General features: G+C 65.2%; 14 protein-coding genes. 5 read left to right on the forward strand and 9 right to left on the reverse strand.

The annotated features are described in order from the left end of the window. Window positions 1–62: 62 nt before the first annotated feature. From F3J17_RS06095 to F3J17_RS06115, 5 genes are all read right to left on the reverse strand, one after another. Window positions 63–1424, reverse strand: coding sequence for an ATP-binding protein (locus F3J17_RS06095; protein WP_167054905.1), 1362 nt, complete (start codon window positions 1422–1424; stop codon window positions 63–65). Next, complete coding sequence (locus F3J17_RS06100; protein WP_167054907.1) at window positions 1421–2083, reverse strand: response regulator; 663 nt, start codon at window positions 2081–2083, stop codon at window positions 1421–1423. The genes F3J17_RS06095 and F3J17_RS06100 overlap by 4 nt, the downstream gene beginning before the upstream one ends. Before the next feature lie 97 nt (window positions 2084–2180). Further along, on the reverse strand, window positions 2181–5264 hold the full coding sequence (locus F3J17_RS06105) for an efflux RND transporter permease subunit (protein WP_167054909.1): 3084 nt from the start codon (window positions 5262–5264) through the stop codon (window positions 2181–2183). Continuing rightward, a complete protein-coding gene (locus tag F3J17_RS06110; RefSeq protein ID WP_240160825.1) occupies window positions 5261–6394 on the reverse strand; it encodes an efflux RND transporter periplasmic adaptor subunit in 1134 nt (377 codons plus the stop codon). The genes F3J17_RS06105 and F3J17_RS06110 overlap by 4 nt, the downstream gene beginning before the upstream one ends. Window positions 6395–6411: 17 nt before the next feature. After that, window positions 6412–7812 carry a TolC family protein gene (locus F3J17_RS06115; RefSeq protein WP_240160826.1) on the reverse strand — a complete coding sequence of 467 codons (1401 nt, stop codon included), beginning with the start codon at window positions 7810–7812 and terminating at the stop codon, window positions 6412–6414. Window positions 7813–8342: 530 nt separating this feature from the next. Here F3J17_RS06115 and eat point away from each other — a divergent pair. The 4 genes from eat to F3J17_RS06135 all read left to right on the forward strand — a co-directional run bounded on the left by eat (window position 8343) and on the right by F3J17_RS06135 (window position 13336). Further along, window positions 8343–9764 (forward strand): ethanolamine permease, encoded by a 1422-nt coding sequence (eat, locus tag F3J17_RS06120; protein WP_167054913.1) that lies wholly within the window; start codon window positions 8343–8345, stop codon window positions 9762–9764. A gap of 47 nt (window positions 9765–9811) precedes the next feature. Beyond that, window positions 9812–11242: an ethanolamine ammonia-lyase subunit EutB gene (locus tag F3J17_RS06125; RefSeq protein WP_167054915.1), complete on the forward strand. Its 1431-nt coding sequence runs from the start codon at window positions 9812–9814 to the stop codon at window positions 11240–11242. Continuing rightward, on the forward strand, window positions 11239–12060 hold the full coding sequence (eutC, locus tag F3J17_RS06130; RefSeq protein WP_167054917.1) for an ethanolamine ammonia-lyase subunit EutC: 822 nt from the start codon (window positions 11239–11241) through the stop codon (window positions 12058–12060). The genes F3J17_RS06125 and eutC overlap by 4 nt, the downstream gene beginning before the upstream one ends. A gap of 247 nt (window positions 12061–12307) precedes the next feature. Further along, window positions 12308–13336 carry a helix-turn-helix domain-containing protein gene (locus F3J17_RS06135; RefSeq protein ID WP_167054919.1) on the forward strand — a complete coding sequence of 343 codons (1029 nt, stop codon included), beginning with the start codon at window positions 12308–12310 and terminating at the stop codon, window positions 13334–13336. 8 nt (window positions 13337–13344) lie between these two features. Here the strand turns inward: F3J17_RS06135 and F3J17_RS06140 are convergent, their stop codons facing one another. Both F3J17_RS06140 and F3J17_RS06145 read right to left on the reverse strand, forming a co-directional pair. Then, window positions 13345–14187: a helix-turn-helix transcriptional regulator gene (locus F3J17_RS06140; protein WP_167054921.1), complete on the reverse strand. Its 843-nt coding sequence runs from the start codon at window positions 14185–14187 to the stop codon at window positions 13345–13347. 9 nt (window positions 14188–14196) lie between these two features. Then, entirely contained in the window at window positions 14197–15123 is a 927-nt protein-coding gene (locus F3J17_RS06145; protein ID WP_167054923.1) for a LysR substrate-binding domain-containing protein, read from the reverse strand. Between the two features lie 98 nt (window positions 15124–15221). Here F3J17_RS06145 and F3J17_RS06150 point away from each other — a divergent pair, with 98 nt between their 5' ends. Beyond that, the gene (locus F3J17_RS06150; RefSeq protein WP_167054925.1) at window positions 15222–16421 is read left to right on the forward strand and encodes an MFS transporter; all 1200 of its coding nucleotides are present in this window, start codon (window positions 15222–15224) and stop codon (window positions 16419–16421) included. Between the two features lie 19 nt (window positions 16422–16440). Here the strand turns inward: F3J17_RS06150 and F3J17_RS06155 are convergent, their stop codons facing one another. Together F3J17_RS06155 and F3J17_RS06160 are read right to left on the reverse strand one after the other, a co-directional pair. Further along, entirely contained in the window at window positions 16441–17055 is a 615-nt protein-coding gene (locus tag F3J17_RS06155) for a TetR/AcrR family transcriptional regulator (RefSeq protein ID WP_167054927.1), read from the reverse strand. A gap of 9 nt (window positions 17056–17064) precedes the next feature. After that, window positions 17065–17223 carry a hypothetical protein gene (locus tag F3J17_RS06160; RefSeq protein ID WP_167054929.1) on the reverse strand — a complete coding sequence of 53 codons (159 nt, stop codon included), beginning with the start codon at window positions 17221–17223 and terminating at the stop codon, window positions 17065–17067. Window positions 17224–17330 lie beyond the last annotated feature (107 nt).

A 17330-nucleotide genomic window follows, 5' to 3' on the forward strand; every position in this document is an offset into this window, starting at 1 on the left:
CACGTGGCTTGAATAGTATTCCTCAGTGAGTGTCGAAGGCGGCCAGAACCCGCCGCCTTCGTTCACACCTGTGCTTTGACTTCCGCCTCTTCCTGCACGACCAGCCCGCTCACCGAAGCAGTCAACCCCCGTCCACCCGGATTATTGCGCAGGGCCAGCTTCAAACCATGCCGTTGCGCAATCCGCATCGCAATCGAAAGTCCCAGCCCGCTACCCGTGCCCGGCACATGGTTGGCGCGATAAAAGCGGTCCAGCACGCGTTCGAGATGTTCCTCCGGAATGCCCGGTCCGTTGTCCACTACATCGAAACCTACGCGGCCATTCGTGCGGGTGAGCACCAGATCGATCTTGCCGCCGGGCGGCGTGTAACGGATGGCGTTGTCGAGCAGATTGTTCAGCAGCGTAGCGAGGCCGTGTGCGTCGGCGGCCACGTTGCAGATATCGTCGTCGGTGACGGGCGGCCGCAGTTCCAGCCCGAGATCGATGTTCTTTTCTTCGGCGAGCAACGAGAGATCGCCGATAGCCTGTTCGCCCAGACGGCGCAGGCTCACGGCGGCCACGGGTAATTCTGCCTGCGCATCCTCGCGCGCGAGCGTGAGCAATTGCTGCACCAGGCGGATAAGACGGTTCAGACGCGTTTCGATGCGCTCGGTTGTCTGCGGCTCGCCGCTAAGCGTGCCATCGCGAAACGCCGCCTGCAATTGCAGTTTGAGCGCCGCGAGCGGCGAGCGTAGCTCGTGCGCGGCATCGGCGATAAAGGTGCGCTGGGCCTGCGAAGCCGTATTCAGACGCGCGAGCAGATCGTTGAGCGCGACCACCAGCGGGCGCAGTTCGATTGGCACCGACCCGTCGAGCTTGACCGGCCCGAGCGCATTGTGCGAACGCGCGGCCAGCAGCGTCGAGAGCGCGCCCACGGGAGCCAGTCCGCGCGCCACCACCAGCAGGACCAGCACGATGGCCACCGGCACGAACACCGCCAGCGGCCAGAGCGTGTGCAGCGCCAGTTGCAGGGCCAGCGTCTCGCGGACGGAGATCGGCTGCGCCACCTGTACGAAGCGATCGGCTTGCTGCACGCCGAAGGTGCGCCAGTGCGATTCCTCGTGCTCGAAAGTATGAAAGCCTTCGGGATTGCGCGGCAAGGGCTCGGCCTGCGCGGTGTGATAGATCGCCGTGCCGTTGCGATCCCAGATTTCGATCAGGATGCGATCGTCGGCAATGCCCTGCATATCCGGCTCGTGCTGCTCGCTGCCGTGGCCCGAGCGCAGGTTCGAGGGCAGCGAGAGCGCGACGGCGCGCAGTTCGTAATCGAATAACTCGCTCGCTTCGTTGCGCGCCGTGTGGAAAATGCCGAATCCCGCCACCGCCGATCCGACCGCGAAGCCGCAGATCAGCCAGCCCAGCAGGCGGCGTTTGATCGATCTCATTGCGCCCTCTTGAGCCGATAGCCCACGCCGCGCACCGTTACGATCTGTTCGGCGCCGATTTTGCGGCGCAGGCTGTGTACATGCACTTCGATAGTATTGCTGCCCACTTCCTCGCCCCAGCCGTAGAGCCGTTCTTCGAGTTCGGCCTTGGTGAAGACGCGCGCGGGCTCTTCGATCAGCACGTGCAGCAGCGCGAATTCGCGCGGCACGAGCGCAATCGGCGCGCCGTCCATGGTGACTTCGTGCGCGGCCGGGTCGAGCGTGAGGTTGCTATGCGCATAGACCGGTTGCTTGCGGCCCGTGCGCCGGCGCAGCAGGGCGCGGGCGCGCGCGGCCAGTTCGTCGAGATCGAAGGGCTTGACCAGGTAGTCGTCCGCGCCTGCGTCGAGTCCGCTCACGCGGTCGGTCACGCTGTCGCGCGCAGTGAGGATGAGGATCGGCGCTTCGCCGCCGCGCCGCCGGTAGGCGGACAGCACGGACACGCCGTCCTTTTTCGGCAGGCCCAGATCGAGCAGCACGAGGTCGTACACGTCGTTGGCGAGCGAGAGTTCGGCCTCGCGTCCGTCTTTGGCCCAGTCGACGGCATAGCCTTCGCGGCGCAGCCCGTCGAGCACGGGCTCGGCGATCATTTCGTCGTCTTCCACCAGCAGGAGGCGCATTGTGGTGCTCCAGTTTGCATCATTGGGCGCGGCGCAAGGCGATTCACGGTGTGAATCGCCTTGCGCCGCGCGCGGTGTTTCGTTGGGTGATTGTCGCTCATTCGTGGCCATGACTCCGCCTTTCGGTCCCGGGTTCGGCTTTCGCGCCCAGCAGCACCCGCAGCAGAGCCGGCAGCACCAGCAGGACGAGCGGCATCTGCACGATCAGCCCGGAGATGATCGCTACCGCAAGCGGCTGCTGCATCGCCGATCCCTGACCGAGCGCGAAGGCCAGCGGCAGCAGCGCAAGGATCGCGGCGATGGTGGTCATCGCGATCGGGCGCAGGCGGTTGCGGCCCGCGGCCTGCAGCGCTTCGTGCAGGGGCAGGCCGTCGTCGCGCACCAGCCCCTGGAATTCGGACACGTAGAAAATGGCCACTTCCGTGACGATGCCGATAATCATCGTCATACCCATCATCGCGGAGATATTCAGCTCGATCCCCGTGATCCACAGGCCGATAAAGACCGCGCCGGTGGCGCACAGCGGCATCGCCATGACGGCCAGCGCCACGCGAAAGCGTTCGTAGAGGAACAGCAGCAGGCCGAACACCAGCGCGACCGCCGCGCCGAACACGGCCATCAGCCCCTTGAACGCAATCTGTTGCTGCTGATAAAGACCGCCGAGTTCGTAATACACGCCGGCTGGCAGTAGGCTCGGGTCGGCGAGCGCGTGCTGAACGTCGGCGATGGTCGAGCCGAGGTCGCGCCCGTCGATACGCGCCGTCACCGCCACCATGCGCTTGAGATTGTCGCGGCTGATCTCGGGTTGACCGCTCACGGTCACGCGATCGGCCACGCGCGCGAGTGCGAATACGTGCCCATCGGGGGCGCGGATCGGCAACTGGCCCAGCGCGGTATCGGTCATATGCAGCGCGCCTTGCGCCCGCACGCGCACGCCGATACTCTTCGGCCCGCTCTGGTACTGCGTGGCGACACTGCCGTCGAGCAGATCGTTGACCTGCTGCGCGATGGCCTGCGGGTCCAGGCCTTCGGCTGCGGCGGCGTCGGGGCGAATATGCAGATCGATGGCGTCGCCGGCCGGATTGATGCCGTCGTTCACATCGACGATGCCCGCGATCTTGCCGATACGCGCCGCCACGCGCTGCGCCGTCTCGTCGAGCTGCTGGGTATCGTCGGAATAGATCTTGATCTGCACGGGCTGCGGCACGGCGGTGAGATCGCCGATCAGGTCTTCCATCAGCTGCGCGAGTTCGATGCTCACGCCCGGCACCTGGCTATCGATCTTCGTGCGGATTTCTTCCATCACCGTGTCGATCGGCTCGCGCGAGCCCGATTTGAGGCGCACGAAAAAGTCGCCCTTGTTCGGCTCGTTGAGGTCGCCGCCGAGACCCGCACCCGTGCGCCGCGAATAGGTGGCGACGTTCGGATTGGCGCGGATGATGGCCTCAACCTGCTGCATGAGGCGGTCGGTTTCCGTGATCGAAGTGCCGGGCCGCGTGTGATAGTCGAGCACGAAGCCGCCTTCGTCCATCGACGGCATGAAGCCGCTGCCCACGCGCGTGAAGGCAAACGCGGCAGCCAGCAGCAGCGGCACGAGCAGCGCCAGCGCCCACACGGGACGCGCGCTCACGCGGGCGACCAGCTTCGCGTAGCCGCGATTGAGCCAGGCGGCAAAGCGTGTTTCGCGGTGCTCTTCGGCGTCTTTTGCGTTGAGCCAGCGGTCGCACAGAATCGGGATCGCCAGCCAGGTGACGAGGAAGGAGATGAAGAGCGCGCTGGCCATCGTCACGGATAGCGCCTTGAAAAACGCGCCCGTCACGCCCGAGAGAAACGCGAGCGGCACGAAGATAATCAGCGTCGCCGCCGACGACCCCGCCAGCGGGCGCGTAAATTCGAGCGCCGCGCTCATCACGCGGCCGTGGAAAGCATGCGCGCCAGCCTCACGCATACGTCGCGCGATGTGCTCGATCATCACGATGGCGTCGTCGATCACCAGCCCCACCGCAGCCGCCATGCCTCCGAGCGTCATGATGTTGAAGCCCATGCCGAATACGTCGAGCAGCAGAATGGTGGCGGCCATCACGATGGGCACGAGCGCCACGGCGATCAGGGTGATCTTGAGATTACGCAGAAACACGAAGAGCGTGAGCGCGGCCAGCACCACGCCGATCATGATGGCGTCGCGCACACTCGTTGCGGACGCAATCACCAGTTCGCTCTGGTCGTACCAGTTGGCCAGATGCACGCCGGGCGGCATCTGTTTGCCGAACGCGGCGAGCCGCGCGCGGATTGCCTGCGCCATCGCCACGCTGTTCGCACCGGGTTGTTGATAGACGTTGATCAGTACGGCATCCTGACCATCGGCTGTGACGCGAATCCATTGTGGGACCGTGCCTTGCGACACCGTGGCAATCTCGCCCAGGCGGACCTGATTCGTGCCAGAACTGGAAACGACCACGTTCTTCAACGCGTCCAGGCCGTTCACGGCCGCATTGGCGACGACGAGATAAAGCTTGTCGTGATCTTCGATACGACCGGTTGCCATCAGCACATTGCCCGCGCCGATTGCGCGCGAGACGTCCCCGACCGAGAGTTTGTACGCTGCGAGGCGCGCGGGATCGACGGCCACTTCCAGCTCGTCGCGCGCGCCGCCCGTGACGTCCACACGTGCCACGCCTTCGACCGACGAGAGCAGGGGTCGCAACTGGAACTGTGCGAGATCGTAGAGCTGCGCGAGCGAGCGCTGCGAGGACGTGAGGCTGTACGCGATCACCGGGAACACGGTGGGGTCCATGCGGCGCACCTGCATGGAGGTGCCGGGCGGCAAGGTCGCCATGATTTCGGCGATGGCCGATTGCGCCTGCAACGTCGCCTGGGCCATATCGGTGCCCCAGTCGAAATTCAGCGAGATTTCCGCCGCGCCGCGGCTGGTGCGCGATTCCACGTCACGCACATTGGGCACGCGGCGCAACGCTTCCTCGACGGGCATGGTGACGAGCGTGGCCATCTGTTCGGCGGGTCGGTCGCCCGCATCGAGCGAGACCACGGCGCGCGGGAACGAGACGTTCGGAAAGAGCGAGATCGGCAGTTTCAGGGCGGTGAGCGCGCCCGCGACCGCGGCCAGCGCAATCACGAACAGCAGCGAGCGCCGGTGGCGCTGCATCCATTGGCCAAAAGTCATTGTGCGCCGCCTTGCTTTGCGAGGCGAACCGCCATGCCGTCTTCGAGTTCGTAATTGCCGCTCACGACGAGCGGACGTGTTGCGTCGAGTGCGCCGTCCACGCCGTAGATGTCACCATGTTCGACCTTGACGGTCACGGCCACGCGATGTGCCTTGTTGCCTGGGACGACCTGGTAAAGATAGTGACCCTGCGCATCCTGTAGCACGGCCGCGCGCGGGACGCTCCACCAGTCGCCGGGCTGCGCGTCGATATCGGCGCGCACGCGGGTGCCGGGGAGAAACGCCGTGCCCGCCAGCGGCACGCTCGCGCCGACATCGACGAGCTGGCTTTGCGCATCGATCGATGCCCCGACCATTGCAATCCGTCCCGGCGCCTGCATGGCTTGCTGCGAAGCGGCCAGCGCATGCAGCACGACGCGATCGCCTGGATGGATCAGCGCGGCATCGGCGGCTTCGACGCCAAGCGAGACATTCGGTGTTTTCGCGTCGCCTGCATCTGCGCCCACCAGTTGCGCGAGCGCGGCGCCGGCTTGCACCTGATCGCCAGGCGCAGCACTGACCTGCGCAACCACGCCGGCGGCTGGCGCGGTGATCGTCTTCGCGCCCGCGGCGATGCCCGAAGCGCTTTGCGCGGCGATCGCCTGCATGGCATCGTCGAGCGCCTTCTGCGCGGCGGCAAGTTGCGACTGGGTGGCGAGGTTGTCGCGATAGAGCGCCTGGGTGCGGGTGAGTTCGCCGCGCGCGAGCGTCGCCGCGCTTTGCGCCTGGGTGAGCGCGATGACGGCGGCCGGATCGGCCTGAACGACGAATAGCGGTGCGCCGCGAGCGACGCGCTGACCCGGCTGCACCAGCACGCGCGTCACGCGCGCGACGTAGGGCAGGCTCACGGTGGCGGCATTCGCGCCCGCAGCCGCGACTACGCCATAAGCCACGATGCGCTGCGAGACGCTTTCGCGCACCACCTTGGCGGTCTGAACGGCAACGGTGGGTGTGGAGTCTGCGCTATCGCTCGTTGCGGATGCGTCGGCGTGTGCCGCATTGGCGGCAAGGAAGGCACCGCCCGCAGCGAGCGCGCCAGCGGCGCACAGGGCGTACGCGGCGGTACGCATGGAGAATTTGCGGTTGAACATGAGTTTCGGCTTATGGGTCAGCGAGAAGCGGAGTTCTGTGTGTGATCGCTCGCCGCGCTGTAGGGCGTGGGAATCACACTGCCCAGCAGCGCTTCGAGCGCGATGCGCTGTTCCGCGAGCGCTTCACGCGCAGTGGCGGCATCGACACGCCGTGCAAGCGCCGCACTTTGCGCATCGACGTACTGGCCAATCGCGATGTCGTGCTCCGCGTAAGCGTCGCGCGCATGCGCCGCCGCGCGATCGAGTTCGGGCAGTGCGGCTTCGTCCTCGTCGAGCTGCTGCGAGGCCAGTGCGCCGTCGGCCTGCAAGTGCGCGATATCGGCGCGGGCGGCATTCAGGCGGCTCTGGTACTCGTCGGCGAGACGCTGGCGCGTGGCCTGCTCGATGGCGATGTTGCCGCGATTGCGGTTGAATACCGGCAGTGTGAGGTTGATCGCGAAGCCGCTCGTATAGATTTCCGACGTATCGCGCTGACGCGTGAAGCCCACGGACAGGCTCGGGAACTGGTTGAGAATGGCAGCGCGATACTTCTGCTCCTGCGCTTCATAGCCGGCCTGTAGCGCGATCAGATCGGGGCGGCGCTGCGGCAGCGCGGCGAGCGCTGCGTTGAGCGCACCTGCATCGACGGGTTCGACCTGCGCCTCGCCCGTCAGCGGCAAATCGACATCGGGCGCGAGACCCAGCAGTGCGTTGAGGTCGTGGCGGGATTGCTCGCGAGCGCGCTGCATATCGACGTATTGCTTGCGCGCGTCCTGCGATGCGGTGAGCGCGGCCGTAGCCGTGTCGCCGGTGACGTTGTGTTCGCTGGCGGCGTGCGCGATGTGCATATAGCGCGCTTGCGTCAGGGCGGCTTGCTGGGCGAGCAGCGGCAACGCTTCGTCCTGGAAGCGCGTCTTGACGAACAACTGGCGCGCCTGCGCGACGATCTGCCATTCCTGCCACAGCAGGCCGAGGTCCGTTTTGCGCACGGTGGCATCGGCCGAGCGCTGGTTGGCGCCGCGCGTGACGATCGCCATCACGTCCATGCTCAAGCCGTAGCTGAACGCGCGCGACAGGCCGACGGCGCCTGGATAGTCGCTTGATATGCCTACCTGCGGATCGGGTAGCAGTCCTGCGGAAAATGCCTGCGCCTGCGCGATATGCAGATCGTCGCGTGCGAGGCGCAGATCGGGGTTGTTCACGACGGCCAGCATCGCCACTTCGTCGATATCGAAGCCATTGGACGGATCGAAACGATGGGCGGCGAGCGTGGGCAAAGGCATGGTCGCCGGATCGATCTGCACGCGCTGAAGCGCCTCTTGCGAGAGCAGCGAATCGTTGGACGGCAAGGGCTTCGCGTGATAGACCGCGCAGCCGCCCAGAATGAGAGCGGCAAGCGGCAAGGCGCGAAATGGTACACGGAAAGACAGGCAGGACAACGGACGTTCCTCGATGAATGCAGGCGCTGCGCGGGTTGGGGCGGCAGCATTGCGAGGCATTCTGCGGGGTAAACGCTTATGTGTCCCTTAAGGTGGAACGTTCGTTATGCGACGTAGTGCGACGTCACAAGCGCAATCCTCAATCTCAGTCAAGGTTTCAGCGCGCGCTCAAATCGAGACAAACCGCAGTCTCGATCTGCCCAGATAGCATTTTCAGCGCATTTGAAATACAGCTCCCGCATTCGGCTGAGATTCCCGAAACCGCCCTCGGGCGGTTCTTTTCCATCCATCGCATGCGTCGCCGCGTCGCTGTCGAATGAACACGGGTTTCACAAGTGCACGTTCAAGATCCGGACGTTCAGTAGGGCATGTTTCGTATGGTAATTGTAATAAATCCAGATTGCCGATTTTCGATAACACGTCGATTAATGACTCTCTAGCATGGTTTCCATCCCCGCCTGGGCTGCCTGCGGTCGCATCCATCGACCCGCAGCCATGCCCGCGTGGGCCTTCATCGAGGAGAAAACACCATGCACGCAGAGTCAAAAGGCCAGTCCGCGCCCGCGCTTCAGCAGACGCTCGGCACGTGGCAACTGTGGGGCATTGCCGTCGGGCTTGTGATTTCCGGCGAATATTTTGGCTGGAGCTATGGCTGGGCGAGTGCCGGCACGCTGGGTTTCGTCGTCACGGCCCTGTTCGTGGCGGCGATGTACACCACCTTCATTTTCAGCTTCACCGAACTCACCACTTCGATTCCGCACGCAGGCGGCCCGTTTGCCTACGCGCGCCGCGCGTTCGGTCCCGCAGGCGGCTATCTGGCGGGCGCGGCCACGCTGGTGGAATTCGTGTTCGCGCCGCCGGCCATCGCGCTGGCCATCGGCGCCTATCTGCACGTGCAGTTTCCAGGGCTTGAGCCCAAGCACGCGGCGATGGGCGCGTACCTCGTGTTCATGGCGCTCAATATTGTCGGCGTGCAGATCGCCGCGACGTTCGAACTGGTGGTGACGCTGCTGGCGATCTTCGAACTGCTCGTGTTTATGGGCGTAGTGTCGCCGGGCTTCTCGTGGGATCACTTCACCAAGGGCGGCTGGTCGGGTGTCGATCACTTTTCGATGGGTGCTTTCCACGGCATGTTCGCGGCGATTCCGTTCGCGATCTGGTTTTTCCTCGCCATCGAAGGCGTGGCCATGGCCGCCGAGGAAGCGAAGAACCCCCGACGTTCGATTCCAATTGCTTATGTCGCTGGCATCCTCACGCTGGTGGCGCTCGCCGTGGGCGTGATGGTGTTCGCTGGCGGCGCGGGCGACTGGACCAAGCTCGCCAATATCAATGACCCGCTGCCGCAAGCGATGAAATACATCGTCGGCGAGCATAGCGGCTGGATGCATATGCTCGTGTGGCTTGGCCTGTTCGGGCTGGTCGCGTCGTTCCACGGCATCATTCTGGGCTACTCGCGCCAGATCTTCGCGCTGGCTCGCGAAGGCTATCTGCCCGCATGGCTCGCCAAGGTGCATCCGCGCTTCAAGACGCCTTATCGCGCGATTATCGCGGGTGGCGTGATCGGCATCGCTGCCATTTATAGCGACGAGCTGATCCAGTTCGGCGGCCAGACGCTCACGGCCAATATCGTCACGATGTCGGTGTTTGGCGCGATCGTCATGTACATCGTCAGCATGGCCGCGCTTTTCAAGCTGCGCCGCGCGCAACCGCGTCTGGCGCGGCCGTTCCGCGCGCCGCTCTATCCGTTCTTCCCGGCCTTCGCGCTGCTCGCCGCGCTGGTTTGTCTTGGCACGATGGTGTATTTCAATGTGCTTTGCGCAGTGATCTTCGTGGGCTTTCTGGCGCTCGGCTATGCTTATTTCCTGGCGACCCGCGCCCAGCGCGAAGCCGCTTCGCAAGCGACTCAAGCGGCAGACTCGCTGGAAACGTCTGGCGCGCTGCTGGAGGAATGAGCGCACAATGATTCTCTGCACCATGCCTGAGCGCAGGAGTTGAACCGATGGCCTATACGGAGACGATCGGTCCGCGTACCTACCGTTTCGCGGACCTGAAAACCCTGCTGGCGAAGGCGAGCCCGCTGCGCAGCGGCGACCAGCTCGCGGGTGTGGCGGCGGCCAGCGAGGAAGAGCGCGTCGCCGCGAAAATGGCGCTGGCCGAGGTGCCGCTCAAGACTTTCCTGAACGAGGCGCTGATTCCCTACGAGAGCGACGAAGTCACCCGCCTCATCGTCGATACGCACGATGCACAGGCGTTCGCGATGGTCTCGCATCTCACGGTAGGCGACTTCCGCAACTGGCTGCTTGCGCCCGATGCGGATAGCGCCGCGCTTGAGCGCGTAGGGCCTGGCCTGACGCCGGAGATGGTGGCGGCGGTCTCCAAGCTCATGCGCAACCAGGATCTGATCGCGGTGGCGCGCAAGCGTCCCGTCATCACGCGCTTTCGCAACACCGTGGGGCTGCCGGGCCGCATGTCGGTGCGCCTGCAGCCGAACCATCCCACCGACGATGTAAAGGGCATTGCCGCCTCCATGCTCGACGGTCTCATGTACGGCTGCGGCGATGCGATGATCGGCATTAATCCCGCGACCGATAGCCTCGCGGCCATCGTCAAGCTGCTCGCGATGATCGACGGCTTTCGCGAACGCTATCGCGTGCCGACGCAATCATGCGTGCTCACACACGTCACCAATACCATCGCGGCGATCGAAAAGGGCGCGCCCGTCGATCTGGTGTTCCAGTCGATCGCCGGCACGGAAAAGGCCAACGCGAGCTTCGGCATTTCGCTCGCGCTGCTGGGCGAGGCGCGCGAAGCGGCGCTGTCGCTCAAGCGCGGCACCGTCGGCAACAACCTCATGTATTTCGAAACCGGGCAGGGTAGCGCATTGTCTGCGAACGCGCATTTCGGCGTCGATCAGCAGACTTGCGAAGTGCGCGCCTACGCTGTCGCGCGCCATTTCGATCCGTTTCTCGTCAATACGGTGGTGGGTTTCATCGGCCCGGAATACCTCTACGATGGCAAGCAGATCATCCGTGCCGGGCTGGAAGACCATTTCTGCGGCAAGTTATTAGGCGTACCAATGGGTTGCGATATCTGCTACACCAATCACGCCGAAGCCGATTCCGACGATATGGATACGCTTCTCACGCTGCTGGGCACGGCGGGCATCAACTTCATCATGGGAATTCCCGGCGCGGACGACGTGATGCTCAATTACCAGAGCACGTCGTTTCATGATGCGCTGTACGTGCGTGAGGTATTGGGCCTGCGCCGCGCGCCTGAATTCGAGGAATGGCTGGAAACGATGGAGATCGCCGATGCGAAGGGCGCGTTGCTGCCCACCTCGACGCGCGTGCCGTTGCTCGCGGGTGCGAACGAGTGGATGGGTATTGGCGTAAGCGCAACGGGCACGAGCCAGGGGGCAAGCGCATGAGCGATGCCGTCGAAAAGAATCCGTGGGCCGGGCTGAAGGCATTCACGAACGCACGCATTGCGTTGGGCCGAGCGGGCAATGGCCTGCCGACTGCGCCGCTGCTCGCGTTCAATCTTTCGCACGCACAGGCGCGCGACGCGGTGCATCAGCCGCTCGATGCAGAAACATTGCGCGCGCAACTGGAGGAGCAGGGCTTTGCGACGCTGGGCGCGGCGAGCGCGGCTGCTGACAGGCAACACTATTTGCGTCGGCCTGACCTGGGACGCAGGCTAAGCGACGAAAGCCGTGAAGCGCTTGCTCAAGTGCGGGCCAACACCGAAGCCGAAGCCACGTATGTCGCGCCTGACGTGGTGTTCGTGGTTGGCGACGGACTTTCGGCTTTTGCGGCCGCAAAGCAGGCCTTGCCCCTGTTGCAGGCGGTGCGCAGGCGTCTGGAAGACGATTCCGCCACGAGTTCATGGCGCATCGGCCCCGTGGTGGTGGCGCGCCAGGCGCGCGTGGCGCTGGGCGATGAGATCGGCGAATTGCTGGGCGCGAAGCTCGTCGCCATGCTGATTGGCGAGCGTCCCGGGTTGAGTTCGCCGGACAGTCTGGGCGTGTATCTCACCTGGGCGCCGAAAGTGGGCTGCCACGATGCGCTGCGCAACTGTATTTCGAATGTCCGGCCCGAAGGCCTGCCCTACGAAGCGGCCGCACACAAGCTGCATTACCTGCTCACGCACGCGCGGCGGCTGCAGTTGACGGGCGTTGGCCTGAAAGACGATAGCGACGCGACCTTGCCGCAGGAGCCGCATGTCGCGCGGGTGGAAACCGCCTGAGCGTGCGCCCTTGAGAGTGCACTCTTTTGGGGCGCGACCTGCGACACCTGCCACAACGATGCGCCGATTTTGAACATCGATAAACCGCGCCAGGCGTGCGGTGGTGTTCCGCAAAGGCGCATGATCGACACATAACTGTCACACCCACGCCGCCCACATCCCGCCGCAGCAGCCTGGCACGAACCTGGCGCGAATTTTGCATCGAAGCCTGATCGTTTCGATCAATTTCATGCGCAAGGAGTCACCCATGAATCAAGCGGCCACGCGCATCGAACAGACCGCAGAAGACACGCGTCTCAACGCGCAGGGCGCGCACGTGCCGGCCGGGCGCGCAATCGTGAGCGTCGCCCATGACGCCGACGAACAGGCGCGCAATCTCGTCGGCTGGCGGCAGACGTATGACCAGCTCGCGGCGGGCCGCTTCGTCGGCACGCTCACAGAAATCCCGCTCGATACCATGAAGATTTTCTGCGAGACCACCAGCCACACGCTGCGTCAGGCGTGCGAAGTGCGTGGCGACGCGTACTGGTTCGGCATTCCGGCGGCGCTCGACGCGCAGGCGCGTATCGATTCGCAGCCCTTCGGCGAGCATGCGATTGCCGTGCGGCCCGGCAACGTCGAATTCGAACTGCTCACGCCCGCGCAGTTTTCGATCTACGGCGTGGTCGTGCGCGGCGACGTGCTGCGCCACTATGCCGAAACCGTCGAGCGCGTGCCACTGGACGCACGCTTGCCCACTGCGCCGACGGTGCGCGCGGGCGCGGCGCGTCTCGCGCAGCTTTGCGGATTGCTCGCGCAACGTCTGGGCAACACGGACGATAGCGAGGAGCGCGACGCCATGCTTTCCGATATCGAACGCGACGACGCCCAGGCAGAACTGCTGGCGGCGCTCTTCGACGCCTGCACAGCACACGATGACGAGCCAGGCGACACGCTCGCCGATGCGCCGTCGCGTCGACGCTGGATCGTCGCGCAGGCGCGCGATTACGTGCTTGCGCATCGTTCGCGTCCGGTCGGCGTGCCGGAACTCTGCGAGCAACTGCACGTGAGCCGCCGCACCTTGCAATACTGCTTCCAGGATGTGCTGGGCATGGCGCCTGCCACCTATCTGCGCGCGCTGCGCCTGAATGGCGCGCGTCGCGATCTATGCGGGCGCGCGGCCGGTTCCGTGCAGGACGTGGCGGCGGCGTGGGGCTTCTGGCATCTGAGCCAGTTCGCGACGGATTATCGGCGGATGTTCGGTATGCGGCCTTCAGAGGCGCTGCGCGCGGCTTGATCGCCGGATCATCCGGACACCTGATGACTGGCCGGGCGCGCAATGAACTTGCCTGGGCTCGTGCCGGTGAGACGTCGGAACATCGCGATGAACGCCGACGAAGTCGCATAACCCAGATCGAGCGCCACCGATTCCACGCTGCGTCCTGCTTGCAGCAGCGGCAGCGCGCTCACCAGCCGCAGACGCGCGCGCCATTCGGTCAGTGACATCCCCAGCTCGCGCTGCGCGTGGCGCATCAACGTGCGCTCGCTCATGTGAAACGCAGCAGCCAGTTCGGCGAGCGGGCGGTTATCGGCGGGATTGTCGTGAAAGACCTTGAGCACGGCGTCCAGCTCCGGATCGTTGCCCTGGGGCAGATAACTGCCCGTGGTCGCGCAAGTGCTGAGTTGATCGACGAGCACGCGCAGCAGGCGCGCGCGCGTGGGCGATTCGAGGCCGTCGTGGCCTTCGGGCGGCAGCGCGCGCAGATGTTCGAGCATCGCGCGCACGAGCGGCGACACCATCACCGCGCAAGTCTGGGCGGGCAGCGCGGCGCACAGCTCGCGCTTGATGTAGACCGAACAATGCACCGTCTCCGCGTGATTGAAGCCTACGTGTTCGGTGCCGGGCGCAATCCACAAGGCCATATGCGGCGGCGCGAGAAAGTAGTCGTCGCGCGTGGTGACTTCGGTGATGCCGCTGAACGAGTAGACGAACTCGCCCCACGGATGGCACATCGACGGATAAGTCGCGTGCGAAGGCATGTGTTCCGTGCGGAAGTAGACGGGCACCGGCAGCGTGTCGATAAATGGTGGCTGACGCAGGTGTGGCGCGTGGCGCGGCGGGCTGGATTTCGAGCGGGACCTGGACATGGCTCGGCGTTAGGTGGATTGCGTTGCTGCGCTTCGATGCGGGTTTCCGTTGACGCTGTCATGAGCGAACTCGACGAAGCGCAGCGCGCAACGCGAGGCATCGTTCGCGCGCCAGAGCAGCGTCTGTTCGAGCGGTGCTTCATTCGCGAGCGGCACATAACGCACGCCAGGCATCTGCAACGCCGCCACGGACGCGGGCACGATCGCGACGCCGCGCTCGGCGGCAACCAGCGCCACGAGCGCAGCGACCTGCGTGGCGGTCGGCCCTAACCGTGGCGTGAGCCCCGTTTTCGCGCATAGACGATAGAGCGCCGCATTGAGCGCGGAGCCTTGCCCTGCCGGATACGTGATAAAGGCCTCGTGCGCGAGCGCCGGGAATTCGACCGCGTCGCTCGCGGCATGTTCGCTTGCGCACGGCACCGCGGCGACCAGCGCTTCGCGGGCCAGCACGCGCTGCGCGATCGCCGGCGGCGCGGCTTCCGTCGCGGCCCAACCGAAGGCAATGTCGAGCACGCCCGCCGCGATCTGCCGATGTTGATCGACGCTCGCCACTTCGCGAAAGCTCAATTCCACTTCCGGCGCCGCACGGCCGAATTCACGGACGATCTCGCTGAATGTGCGCGACATCGGAATGGAACTGGTGTAGCCGATCGCGAGGCGCCCGGCTGCGCCGCTTGCAAGCCGCTGCGCCGAAGTCTGCGCGCTGATGGCCGCCTCCAGCACCCGGCGCGCTTGATCGAGAAACTGCGCGCCTTCCGGCGTAAGCGTGACGTTGCGCGTCGAGCGCTCGAACAGGCGGATGCCCAGCTCCGTTTCGAGCGCGGAAATCTGGCGCGTGAGCGGCGGCTGGGCCATATGCAGGCGATCGGCGGCGCGGCCGAAGTGCAGTTCGTCGGCGACGGTTACGAAGTAGCGCAGGCGGCGCAGGTCGAGCATGCGAAGCGTCCCGGTATCAATGGCGACAAAAACGGTATTAGCCTGCGACGCGCGAGACCTGCAGACTGAATGGACGCATATCGTCACGGAAACCATTCATGTCAGGCAAGCCCTTGCGCGCGGCGTTCTTTCTTTGCGGCTGCGCGGCCTTTCTCAATCTCTACGCCACGCAGGGCATTCTGCACGAACTGGCACAGGCGTTTGGCGTGAGCGCCGAACGCGCCGGGCAGGGCGTGAGCGCGACCACGCTGGCCGTCGCCATTATCGCGCCATTCGTCGGCGCAATTGCGGCGCCGTTCGCTCGCCGCACGGTGATCGCGGGTGCGGCGATGGTATCCGCGCTGCCCGCATGGTGGGCGGCGCATGCGGGCGGGTTCGCGGTGTTTCTGGCAGCGCGCTTTGCCGTTGGCTTGCTGATGCCGTTTATCTTCGCGATTGCGGTGTCGTTTATCGGCGAGCTGTTTTCGCGTGAAGAGACGGCGGAAGTGAGCGCGCTGTTCGTCGCGGGAACCACGCTTGGCGGTTTCGCCGGGCGCTTCGTGACGAATGCGTGCGTGGCCGCGCTCGGCTGGCGGCATGCGCTGGACGTAGTGGCGATGTTGAGCCTGGTGGCGGGCGTGGCGATCTATGCGTGGCTGCCCGATGTCGCGCGGGCAGGGCGCGAATCGCGTATCGAAGCACCGCTTGCATCATCGCGCCTGCGATTGTTCACGCGGCCGCCGCTGCTGGCGTCGTTCGGCTTCGGCGCGTGCGTGCTCGCCTCGCAGGTGGCCACTTTCACCTTCGCCGGATTGCGGCTCGCGCAGCCGCCGTATGGCTTTGGCACGGCGCAGATCGGCGCGATTTACGCCGTGTTCCTGCTCGCCATGGTGGTGACACCGCTTGCGGGACGCATCGCGCGTCATCGCTCGCCACGCGATCTGGCGGTGTGGGCGGCGTGGCTCGCACTGGCGGGCGCGCTGCTCACGCTCGCGCACGGTCTCGTGCCAATTCTGCTGGGTCTCGCGCTGGGATCGACTGCCGTTTTCGTCGAGCAGGCGGCCGCCAATGCGTTCATTTCGCAGAGCGCCGGTGCGGCGCGGCCCACGGCCATTGGCCTGTATCTGTCGTTCTATTACCTGGGCGGCAGCCTGGGTTCGGTGCTGCCCGTGCCCGCCTGGCGGCTATGGGGCTGGAGCGGCTGCGTGGCCTTCGTGATCGGCGCGCAGGCGCTGGCTGGGCTGTTGGCGTGGCGGTTCTGGCGCGAGCCCACGGGGCATGGCGTGCGGGGTATCGAGGCGCAGGCGTCGATGCGTTAACCTGCCGACGCGCGCCAGATCAGGCGTAGCGCGCGAGAAACATATCCGCAGCGGATTCGGCGACGCGCGCCTGTCCGGCCTCGTCCAGCGGCGCCTGACCCATCGTCACCTGCGGCCAGAACGCAAAGCCCTTCACCATGCCCTGCAACTCCTGCGCGGCGAACAGCGGATCGTCGATACGCAGACGCCCGTCGGCGGCGGCGGCGCGAATCCATATCGTCACGTCTTCCTCGCGCTCGCCCAGACGCGCGACCATGTCGCGAGCACGCTCGGGCGAGTGGATGCCCGCTGCGATCGCCACCCGCGCGAGCGCCAGAAACGACTCATCGGCCATCAGACGAAGCTTGCGCGCGAGCAGCGCGAGCAGTTGCGGGCGCAACGGTTCCGCAGCGCGGTAAGCGGGCGGTGCGCCGGTCTGGCTTGCGTCCCAGAGGCGCATGAGGATCGCCGCGAACAGCGCTTCCTTGCTTGGAAAGTGGTTATAGACCGTGCGCTTGGAGACGCTCGCACGCGCGGCGATGCGGTCCATGCTGGTGGCGTCGTAACCGGCGGCGAGAAATTCCTCGATGGCCGCTTCCAGAATGGCGGCGCGTTTGCGGTCGGTCAGGCGTTGTGGGGTGGCGGTCGAATCCATGACGCGATTTTACTGGTTCGCCTCGCTGTCGAGCGCGCCCGCCGCTAGGTATCTGGCTTCGAAACCGGACATTTCGGGCCGATTGATGCCGGTTCCAGCCGATTTTTTGCCCGATAACCATGACGCATATAAGGGCTTGCCGTTGCCGGCGTCGCGCAAAACAGACATTCGCGGCTGCATCTATCGACGACCGAAGATAGCAACTAACTGCCTGATAAGACGGCGCTTTTCAAGTGAGTCCGTCGGTTTGCTGAACAAGCTTTCAGCCAGCCTTC

The sequence above is a fragment of the Burkholderia sp. Ax-1719 genome (genome assembly GCF_011753055.1).
Taxonomy (GTDB): Bacteria; Pseudomonadota; Gammaproteobacteria; order Burkholderiales; family Burkholderiaceae; genus Paraburkholderia.

What these genes read in the sequence shown, in the direction of transcription:
- F3J17_RS06095 (WP_167054905.1), bottom strand. Translation starts at nt 1,424, where the DNA reads ATGAGATCGATCAAACGCCGCCTGCTGGGCTGGCTGATCTGCGGCTTC.
- F3J17_RS06100 (WP_167054907.1), bottom strand. Translation starts at nt 2,083, where the DNA reads ATGCGCCTCCTGCTGGTGGAAGACGACGAAATGATCGCCGAGCCCGTG.
- F3J17_RS06105 (WP_167054909.1), bottom strand. Translation starts at nt 5,264, where the DNA reads ATGACTTTTGGCCAATGGATGCAGCGCCACCGGCGCTCGCTGCTGTTC.
- F3J17_RS06110 (WP_240160825.1), bottom strand. Translation starts at nt 6,394, where the DNA reads ATGTTCAACCGCAAATTCTCCATGCGTACCGCCGCGTACGCCCTGTGC.
- eat (WP_167054913.1), top strand. Translation starts at nt 8,343, where the DNA reads ATGCACGCAGAGTCAAAAGGCCAGTCCGCGCCCGCGCTTCAGCAGACG.
- F3J17_RS06125 (WP_167054915.1), top strand. Translation starts at nt 9,812, where the DNA reads ATGGCCTATACGGAGACGATCGGTCCGCGTACCTACCGTTTCGCGGAC.
- eutC (WP_167054917.1), top strand. Translation starts at nt 11,239, where the DNA reads ATGAGCGATGCCGTCGAAAAGAATCCGTGGGCCGGGCTGAAGGCATTC.
- F3J17_RS06135 (WP_167054919.1), top strand. Translation starts at nt 12,308, where the DNA reads ATGAATCAAGCGGCCACGCGCATCGAACAGACCGCAGAAGACACGCGT.
- F3J17_RS06140 (WP_167054921.1), bottom strand. Translation starts at nt 14,187, where the DNA reads ATGTCCAGGTCCCGCTCGAAATCCAGCCCGCCGCGCCACGCGCCACAC.
- F3J17_RS06145 (WP_167054923.1), bottom strand. Translation starts at nt 15,123, where the DNA reads ATGCTCGACCTGCGCCGCCTGCGCTACTTCGTAACCGTCGCCGACGAA.
- F3J17_RS06150 (WP_167054925.1), top strand. Translation starts at nt 15,222, where the DNA reads ATGTCAGGCAAGCCCTTGCGCGCGGCGTTCTTTCTTTGCGGCTGCGCG.
- F3J17_RS06155 (WP_167054927.1), bottom strand. Translation starts at nt 17,055, where the DNA reads ATGGATTCGACCGCCACCCCACAACGCCTGACCGACCGCAAACGCGCC.
- F3J17_RS06160 (WP_167054929.1), bottom strand. Translation starts at nt 17,223, where the DNA reads ATGTCTGTTTTGCGCGACGCCGGCAACGGCAAGCCCTTATATGCGTCA.